The organism is Promicromonospora sp. NPDC060271 (assembly GCF_042726755.1).
Classification (GTDB): Bacteria; Actinomycetota; Actinomycetes; order Actinomycetales; family Cellulomonadaceae; genus Promicromonospora.
The window spans coordinates 1-8651 of record NZ_JBHXBG010000198.1 but is presented as its reverse complement, the minus strand read 5'-3'; the positions used below and the strand labels follow the sequence as shown (position 1 = coordinate 8651).

General features: G+C 72.2%; 3 protein-coding genes. 1 reads left to right on the top strand and 2 read right to left on the bottom strand.

Going from position 1 to position 8651, the window contains the following annotated elements:
- Both ACFWE2_RS22345 and ACFWE2_RS22340 read right to left on the bottom strand, forming a co-directional pair.
- The coding region (locus ACFWE2_RS22345) for a choice-of-anchor G family protein (protein WP_377226405.1) at positions 1-3708 on the bottom strand (3708 nt) is incomplete at its 3' end.
- Positions 3709-4044: 336 nt separating this feature from the next.
- On the bottom strand, positions 4045-6504 hold the full coding sequence (locus ACFWE2_RS22340) for an AAA family ATPase (RefSeq protein WP_377226404.1): 2460 nt from the start codon (positions 6502-6504) through the stop codon (positions 4045-4047).
- 448 nt (positions 6505-6952) lie between these two features.
- On the opposite strand from ACFWE2_RS22340, the gene ACFWE2_RS22335 reads away from it, so the two are divergent.
- Positions 6953-8623, top strand: coding sequence for a M15 family metallopeptidase (locus ACFWE2_RS22335; protein ID WP_377226403.1), 1671 nt, complete (start codon positions 6953-6955; stop codon positions 8621-8623).
- Positions 8624-8651 lie beyond the last annotated feature (28 nt).

Here is an 8651-nt window from a genome sequence, read left to right as displayed (position 1 = left end):
GAGCTGCACCGTGACGTCGACCCCGGCCGGGAAGCCGGTGCCCACCACCGTCACGGTCGCGCCCGCCGGTGCGGAGCTCGGCGTCACCGTGAGCTCCGGCGCCGACTCGCACTGCTCGGCTCCGGTGATCACGGTCAGCGGCGCCTCGGCCGGAGTACCCGTGGTGTCATCCGTGCCGACGACCGTGAAGTCGCCGGGCTCGGCGTCCTCGGGCACCACGAGCGGCGTCGTGAAGCCACCGTTCTCGTCCGTGTCGACGACGATCGGGTCACCGACGGGGTTGCCGTCGGCATCCGTGAGCTGCACCGTCACCGTCGAGTCGGGCGTGTAGCCCTCGCCGGTCACCGTCGTGGTGCCACCCGGCGCGACCTCCGCCGGAGCCACCGTGATCGACGGGTCGATGGCCGTCGGCTCGACCGTGAGCGGCGCCTCGGCGCCCTCGCTGCCGTCCTCGGGCTCCGCGACGACCTCGTAGTCACCGGGCTCGGTGCCTTCCGGAACCGTGTAGTCCGTCGTGAACGAGCAGTCCTCGTCCGGAGTGACCGTGACCGGGTCGCCCACCGGGTTGCCCTCGGCGTCGGTGAGCTGAACCGTGACGTCGACCCCGGCCGGGAAGCCGGTGCCCACCACCGTCACGGTCTCGCCGGCCTCCACGGAGCTGGGCTCCACGGTGATCGCGGGTGCCGACTCGCACTGCTCGGCACCGGTAATCACGGTCAGCGGCGCCTCGGCGGGCGTACCCGTCGTGTCGTCGGTGCCGACCACGGTGTAGTCACCGGGCTCGGCGTCCTCGGGCACGCACAGGTCGACCGTGAAGGCACCGTTCTCGTCGGTGTCGACGACGATCGGGTCGCCCACTGCGTTACCGTCGGCATCCGTGAGCTGGACAGTGACCGTCGAAGAAGGCGTGTAGCCGTCACCCGTCACCGTCGTGCAGTCACCCGACTCGACCTCGGTCGGGTCGACCGTCAGCGACGGCGTGATGTCCGCGGGCTCGACCGTGAGCGGCGCCTCGGCGCCGTCGCTGCCGTCCTCGGGCTCCGCCACTACCTCGTAGTCACCAGGTTCGGTGTCCTCGGGGATCGTGTAGTCCGTGGTGAACGAGCAGTCCTCGTCCGGAGTGACCGTGACCGGGTCGCCCACGGGGTTGCCCTCGGAGTCGGTGAGCTGCACCGTGACGTCGACCCCGGCCGGGAAGCCGGTGCCCACCACCGTCACGGTCGCGCCCGCCGGTGCGGAGCTCGGCGTCACCGTGAGCTCGGGTGCCGACTCGCACTGCTCGGCTCCGGTGATCACGGTCAGCGGCGCCTCGGCCGGAGTGTCCGTCGTGTCGTCGGTGCCGACGACCGTGTAGTCACCCGGCTCGGCGTCCTCCGGCACCACGAGCGGCGTCGTGAAGCCACCGTTCTCGTCCGTGTCGACGACGATCGGGTCACCGACGGGGTTGCCGTCGGCGTCCGTGAGCTGCACCGTCGCCGTGGAGTCGGGCGTGTAGCCCTCGCCGGTCACCGTCGTCGTGCCACCCGGCACGACCTCCGCCGGGTCGACAGTGATCACCGGGTCGATCGCCGGCGCCTCGGTCACCACGAGCGGCGCCTCGGCGGGCGTACCCGTCGTGTCGTCGGTGCCGACCACCGTGTAGTCACCCGGTTCGGCGTCCTCGGGGACGCAGAGCTCCGTGGTGAACGCACCGGTCTCGTCCGTGTCCACCGTGATCGGGTCACCGACGGGGTTGCCGTCGGCGTCCGTGAGCTGGACCGTGGCCGTCGAGCTGGGCGTGTAGCCGGTGCCGGACACCTCCGTGCAGCCGCCCGGAGCCACCTCCGCCGGATCGACGGTCAGCTCCGGAGTGATCGCGGACGGCGGGGTCACGACCAGCGGCGCCTCCGCGGGCGTGTCCGTCGTGTCGTCCGTGCCGACCACCGTGTAGTCACCCGGCTCGGCGTCCTCCGGCACCACGAGCGGCGTCGTGAAGGCGCCGTTCTCGTCCGTGTCCACCGTGATCGGGTCACCGACGGGGTTGCCGTCGGCATCCGTGAGCTGCACCGTGGCCGTCGAGTTCGGCGTGTAGCCCTCGCCGGTCACCGTCGTCGTGCCGCCCGGGGGCACCTCGCCCGGGTCGACCGCGAGGGTCGGGGCGATGGCCGCCAGGTCGCAGGCGTCGATCCGCACCCCGGCGTTGCCGAGGCCGATCCGGCCGGCGTCCGCCGCCTGGACGAGTCCGAGGCTGAGCGCGGAGACCTCGAGCTGGCCGAGCAGCTCCGTGCCGTCGGCGGTGGTGCAGGTAGCCGTCTCCTGGTGGTTGATCTGCAGCGAGACGAACTGCACCACGATGTCGAACACGGGCGACAGGGCCGCACCGATCGTCGAGGTGATGCCCGTCTTGATGTCGTTGATCAGCAGCTCGAAGATCTGGTCGCCCGCGTCGCTGATGATGAGGTCGTAGACCGCCCCGAAGATCGGCGCTGCGGTGTTGCCGAGGCCGTTGATCGTCGTCGCCAGCAGCGCGCCGACCACCGCCTGCGTGCCCGTGCTGTTGTTGACGACCTGCGGGAAGTCACCGTTCACGGCGTCGGCCAGCGGCACCGACCAGGACACGTCGAGCGTGCCGAGCGCCGACTGGTCGTAGAACGCGATGTCGATCGTCACCGCGTTCAGGGAGTCCTCGATCGCACCGATCAGGATGCGCGTGGCCTCCTGCATGATCTCGTGGATGCCCTCGGCGATCTGCGGGTACGTCTGGTCGTCCAGGACCTCGTAGTTGGGGGCGAGACCGTTCATGCCCACGTCGTCGCCACCACCCCATGGGTCGTTGCCCTCGACCAGGTGCTCCAGGTGGACCTGCAGCTCACCGGTGGAGAGGTCGAGGGTCACGAGCTGGTTCGCCGACGTGATCGGCTCCCCCACGACCGACTGGAACAGCGTCTCCTGCATGTCCGAGTCGACGGTGACCGTCGGCTCCGGGATCCCCGGGACCGCTGCCAGCAGCGCGGTCAGCGCCGAGATGTCGAGCGTGTCGTTGACCAGCGTCTCGATCTGCGTGTCGATCGCGCCGCCAAGGTCGTAGATGCTCTCCGCGGCCCCCTCGACGACCGGCGAGTGCAGGCGCAGGGTGCCGTCGCCGAGGCGGTACTGCCCCGGTCCGGTCACGCCGCCGTCGGGGTCGAGGATCACGCCGTCCTCGGCGATGACCTCGGCGCCGAGGGCGCCCAGCTCGATCGTGAGCTCGTCGACCACCGCGTCGGTGATGCCGTCCACGCCGACGAGCTCCGCCAGCGACAGCACGTCGATGGACGCGGTGCCGAAGGAGTCCTCCGCACCGTCAAGGGTGACGCCGCCGTCGGCGCCCAGCAGGCCGGACACGGCGTGCGCGTCCACGGGACCGGAGGCCTCGCTGGTGCTGGCGAGTGCGCCGATCTGCCCGAAGTCGAGGAACTGGTCCACCGGGAGCTGGATGTCGCCGAGCGCGAGCACCTGGGACCCGAGGAGGTCGACGTTCAGGTTCTCCGTGTTCGGGCCGGGGTTGCTGAGCGACCCCGCGTCGGAGGTCGCCGCACCCAGCAGCTCCTGTTGCATGAGCTCTGACGCCAGCACGCTGGCTTCCGCTTCGGAGGGCTCGTCGGGGTAGTTGTCCACGGCGACGGCGGGGGCGCCGACCGCCGTGATCAAGAGCGCTGAGGCGGCCACTGCGGCGAGGCCTCTGCGCAACGTCGCGCCACCTCGCACTCGCCCTCGGGAATCTCGCCTTCGGAAGAACGGCACATGCGTCGAGACCAAGAAGATCACTCCTCACGTTCGCGCCTGCTGCAACGGCGTCGGAATTGCTGTGACCCGCACCAGATCAGGTACGTGCCCGCCCTCAGAAGACACAGGAATGCAATGGTCTGCCACGCGTGAACGGCAATCATGCACGAGCGCAGTGCCGCGCAGGACAAAGTGCGTCGATGCAACCGAGGACAACTCGGAGCACAAAGGGCGGGGAATTTCGGTCACTGACCCAGCAAGCGACGAAAGAGCTCAAAAAGGAGCGGGTGAAAAAATACCTCAGCCGTTGCCGGTGAGCCAGCCGGGCGGGTCCACCTCGGCCAGTTCCATCAGTTCCTTGCGGTCCCGTACCCGCAGGAGCACATAGATCTGGCGCAGGCGATTGGCGACGGTGCGCTCGGAGACGTAGGCCGCCTCCGCGATCCGCGCATTGGTGACTCCCCGCAGGGCCAGGCGGACGAACTCGCGGTCGTTCCCGCTCAGCCGGGCCCAGCCCGGACCGTCCGACGTGCCGAAGCCGGCGAGGCACGCGTCGATCGCCTTGCGCCAGCCGGGCGTGCCGGCCAGCCGGGCGAGCACCCGGCCTTCCGTCAGAGCGGGCTCCGAGGCCGCGCGGTCCCCGTGGGCCAGGCAGTACCGCCCGTAGGCGACGAGCGACCGCAGCCGCTGCCACGGCGAGACCAGGCGGGAGGCAGGCAGCCAGTCCTCGACGTCGTCTCGCGTCCCCGCGGCCGCCAGCATGGCCTGCAGCCGCGCGTAGGCCGCGCCGGTGTCCGCGCCGCCCCGTTCGGCGGGCTCGATCGGCGGGTCGGCGAGCGCCGCCCGAGGCAGCTCGCCGTGGACGCCTCTCGAGGCCAGGACCGCCTCGACCAGGTCGGCCCGCGCCTGGACCCGGCCCCGGTAGGGCCACTGGCACTGTTCGAGCCCGAGGGCCAGGAGCTCGGCGGCCCGTTCGGCCTGCCCGACGGCGAGATGGGCCGCGCCGAGGTCCACGGCGAACTCGCCGAGCGCTCTGGTCGACCACGCCTCGGCCGACAGCGGGACCGAGCTGGTCGGCGCCCTGCCGTCGAGCATCGCGGCCGCGGCGGCGCGCAGCCCTTGGACCGGGAGCCAGTCCGCGACGCTGGGGCGGAGGTCGGTCACGCGGGCGAGGCACTGCCGGACGTCGGCCGCGCACCCCTCGAACATCGCGACCCTCGCGGCGGCGAGGTGCCTCGCCACGACCTCCGCGACGGTCCTGCCGGACGACGTGCCCGACTCGCCGTCCAGGAGCCGCCGCGCCCCGGCCGCGTCGCCCAGCAGCAGCCGGGCGCGCACCTGGAGGCAGACGCCCACCCAGTCCAGGCGCCGCGTCGACCCGATCACCTCGAGGTCCGTACGCAGGCCGGCCGGATCGGCAAGGCAGCCGGTGCGCTCAAGCTGGATCAGCGCTGCGGCGGCGCGCTCCCCTGCCGCACTCTGCGCGGGTTCGACGGCCGTCGCCCCGGACCACCACAGGTGATCCGTCCACTCCCGGCTGACCGTCGCGGGCGTCCACCAGCGGGCGCGGTCGTCCGCCCACGTCGCCCCGCTCAGCAGCGTGAGGCCGACCGCACGGGCTGCGGCACGTGGTTCCCGCTCGCCGGAGGAGAGCCCGTCGACGGCGTCCAGGTGCAGCCCGTTCAGGATCACCTCGGCGAGGGTGGCGGCGACCGGGAAGGCCGGACGGTCGCCGTCGGGGGCCGGTCCGGCGTCGGCAGGCTCGTCCTCGGGGGACCCGGCGTCGGCCGTCTCGCGGGCCTGCTCCCGGCACAGCAGCGCGAGCAGCGGGTAGCGCGCGGCCAGCCGGTTCACGTCGCCGGGTCCCGGCGGGACCGAGATGGTGCCGAGCCCGACGCTCCACTGCGCGGAGTCGTCGACCGTGCGGTCCAGCACGCCGGCCGCCGCCAGGACCGGATGGTTCGCGAGCCGGGACCTCGCGGTGTCGTCGAGACCGCCCAGCAGCACCTGGAAGGTCCGCCGGGCCACCGGCCCGACGGCGTCCGGGCCGGGCCAGTGCTCGCCGCCACGCCGCTGCCCGGGACTCAGCGCGTCGGCGAGCTCGAGGGCGATCCGCGGGTTGCCCGAGCTCCACCAGTGCAGGCGCTCCGCGACGTCGGCGGCCAGCGGTGTTCGCAGCGCGGCGTCCAGCACCAGGCGCAGCGACGGGGCGTCGAGCGGTCCGAGGTCGAGCACCTCGACGTCGTCGGGCAGCGGGCCCACCGGGACGTGCCGGGCCGCCGCCAGGATGCGCCAGCCGCGCTCGTAGGCCAGGTCCCCGAGCTGCTGCAGCCAGGCGGCCCGGCCGGCCGAGAGCACGTCCAGGTCGTCGACGAACAGGATCCGGGGCCCCGCGCTCTCCGGTCCGACGGCGGAGCCCACCGCGTCCAGGAGACCGGCCACGTCGAGCTCGTGCCCCGGCGCCGAGCCGAGCGGCGCCGGCTCGGCCGGCGCTGAGCCGACCAGGGCCGAGGCCGGCGCCGGGGCCGAGTAGGCCGACAGGTCGAGGTGCGGGCGACCGGAGAGCGCCTGGGCGTACGGACGCGACGCGCACGACCGCACGACCCGCACCGCCGAAGCCTGTGCGCCGATCCGGTGCAGCGCGGCCAGCACCGTCGTGCTCTTGCCGATACCGCTGAGGCCGCTCACCACAAGGGTCGTGGGGTCGAGACCGGTCACGAACGCCTCGACGAGTCTCAGTTCCCGGTCCCTGCCGTGCACCACGCGATCCAGTCCCCCACCGCCCTGGTCCGCTGCCCGCCCTGACGATCCTGCCGACCAGCCGCCCGCCCAAGACCCGTGCTCTGGATCCACGCCCGCTCCCCTCTCAGGAAACTCCCATTACCTTCAATGGGCAATGCCAGAGGAAGCCTACGGCTGGTCCTCCTCTCCGCGACCGGAAGTGCGACCGCACACGGGCTTCGCCTCGTGCGTCAACCCAACTCGTGATACTCCTTTAACGGCCCCCAAGAGATCCTTTAACCGCCGCGGACAGGTCCGAGCGAGACGCACCACGAATGAACGCACCAAACTGAGGGAGCGACGTGTGAAGGACGAGGCGAAGAAGTTCGCTGTGCCCGTATCCGTACCGGTTTCTCACAGATTGTTCCTGAACAGATCGGACCTGAACAGATTGGTCCGCACCGGCTGGGCAGGCATTGTCGCCACCGTGACCGCCGGGGGTCTGCTTTTCACCGTCTCGGCGAATGTCCCGCCCGGGCAGCTGTCCGACGGCGACGGCGAACGTTTCGCCGAGCGGCACTCCGCGGAGTACCACTCCGCCGAGCACAACGGCGAGATCAGGGCTGAGCCGGCCGTCCGGGCCGTCCCCGCGGACGTGAGCGTGGAGCAGATCGTGGCGCTCCTGGAGCGGGCCGAGAAGCTGGCGCGAGAGCAGGGTCCGGACTTCAGCCCGGCGATCGCACAGGCGGCTGCCGAGCTCGGGATGCTGTACACGACCTACCAGGCGCAGCAGCGGCCGTCCGACGAGCAGAACGGGGGCCTGCGCGTCCAGGACGCGCCGGTCGCCCGCGCCGCCGCGGAGCGCCAGGGCCCGCAGGACGTCGAGGAACCGGCGCGGCAGGAGGTCCTGTCGGCCGTCGCCGTGTCCTACGTGCGCGCCGCGGAGGGCCACTCGCACGCGAGCGGCCGGACGGCGCCGGAGGGCGAGCCGCACGAGATAGGCCCGGAGATCGGCCTCGTCACCTATGACCAGGTCACGGTCGCGGCGGTGCGGCTGGCGGGCATGCTGGACCGGTCGGCGTCGGGTGCTCCCGTCGAGGTGCAGCGCGCGGGCGGCTCGCCGCTGCTCGCGGGCGGTCCAGGGCGTCCGGGCTCCTCGCTGCGCTCGAGCCTTGACGACGTGGTCGCGGTGTTCGGCGACTCGACGCTCGGTTATGCCAACGGCCGGATCCCGGCGGCGGTGCTCTGCGACCTCGAGTTCGCACCGGGGCACATGCTGCGCTGCGACGCCGCGGAACGGCTGACGGCGCTGAGCGAGAAGTTCGAGCGGAGGTTCGGCTACCCGATCCCGATCACCGACTCGTACCGCACCTACGTGGAGCAGATCAGCCTCGCGGGCTCGAAGCCGCACCTGGCTGCCGTGCCGGGCACGTCCAACCACGGCTGGGGCCTCGCGGTGGATCTCAGCGACCCCATCTCCGGCGGCGCGTCCCCCGAGTACACCTGGCTGCGGATACACGGTCCGGACTACGGGTGGGACAACCCGTCGTGGGCCCGGCCGGGCGGAGCGAAGCCCGAGCCGTGGCACTTCGAGTTCTTCGCGGCCGGGCCGGTTCCCGACCGAGCGGTCGACCCGTCCGACGTCGACACGTGGGGCCCGGCGTTCGCGTCGAGCTCCGCCGGGAACACCGGTTCACGTGCGGCAGCGGCGGCCGACCGGCGGCCGAAGGACGACTCTCCGGGTTCCGAGGCACGTCAGCGGCCGACGAAGCCGAAGGACGAGCCGAGCACCAAGCCACCGGCGAAGAAGCCGGCCAAGCCCGCCGCGAAACCCAAGCCGAAGCCGAGCCCGAGCGAGCCGAAGCCAAAGCCGACGCCGACGCCCAAGCCGACGCCGAGCAAGCCAGCGCCCAAGCCGACGGCTCCCCCGACCGGTCCGGATCCCTCGCCCGTCCCGTCGCCGACGCCGGTTCCCTCGGACCCCGGCGAGGAGCCCTCCGGCTCCCCGTCGCCGTCAACCGGCCCGTCGGAACCCAGCCCGTCGGAACCCAGCCAGCAGCCGACGTCCCCGACACTGCCCGAGACGTCGCCCAGCCCGTCGGCACCGTCCGGCTCACTGTCCGACCTCACCAAGGGCCTCGGCCTGAGCAACGACTGACCGCCCAGCTCGAAACGGTCCCCACGGA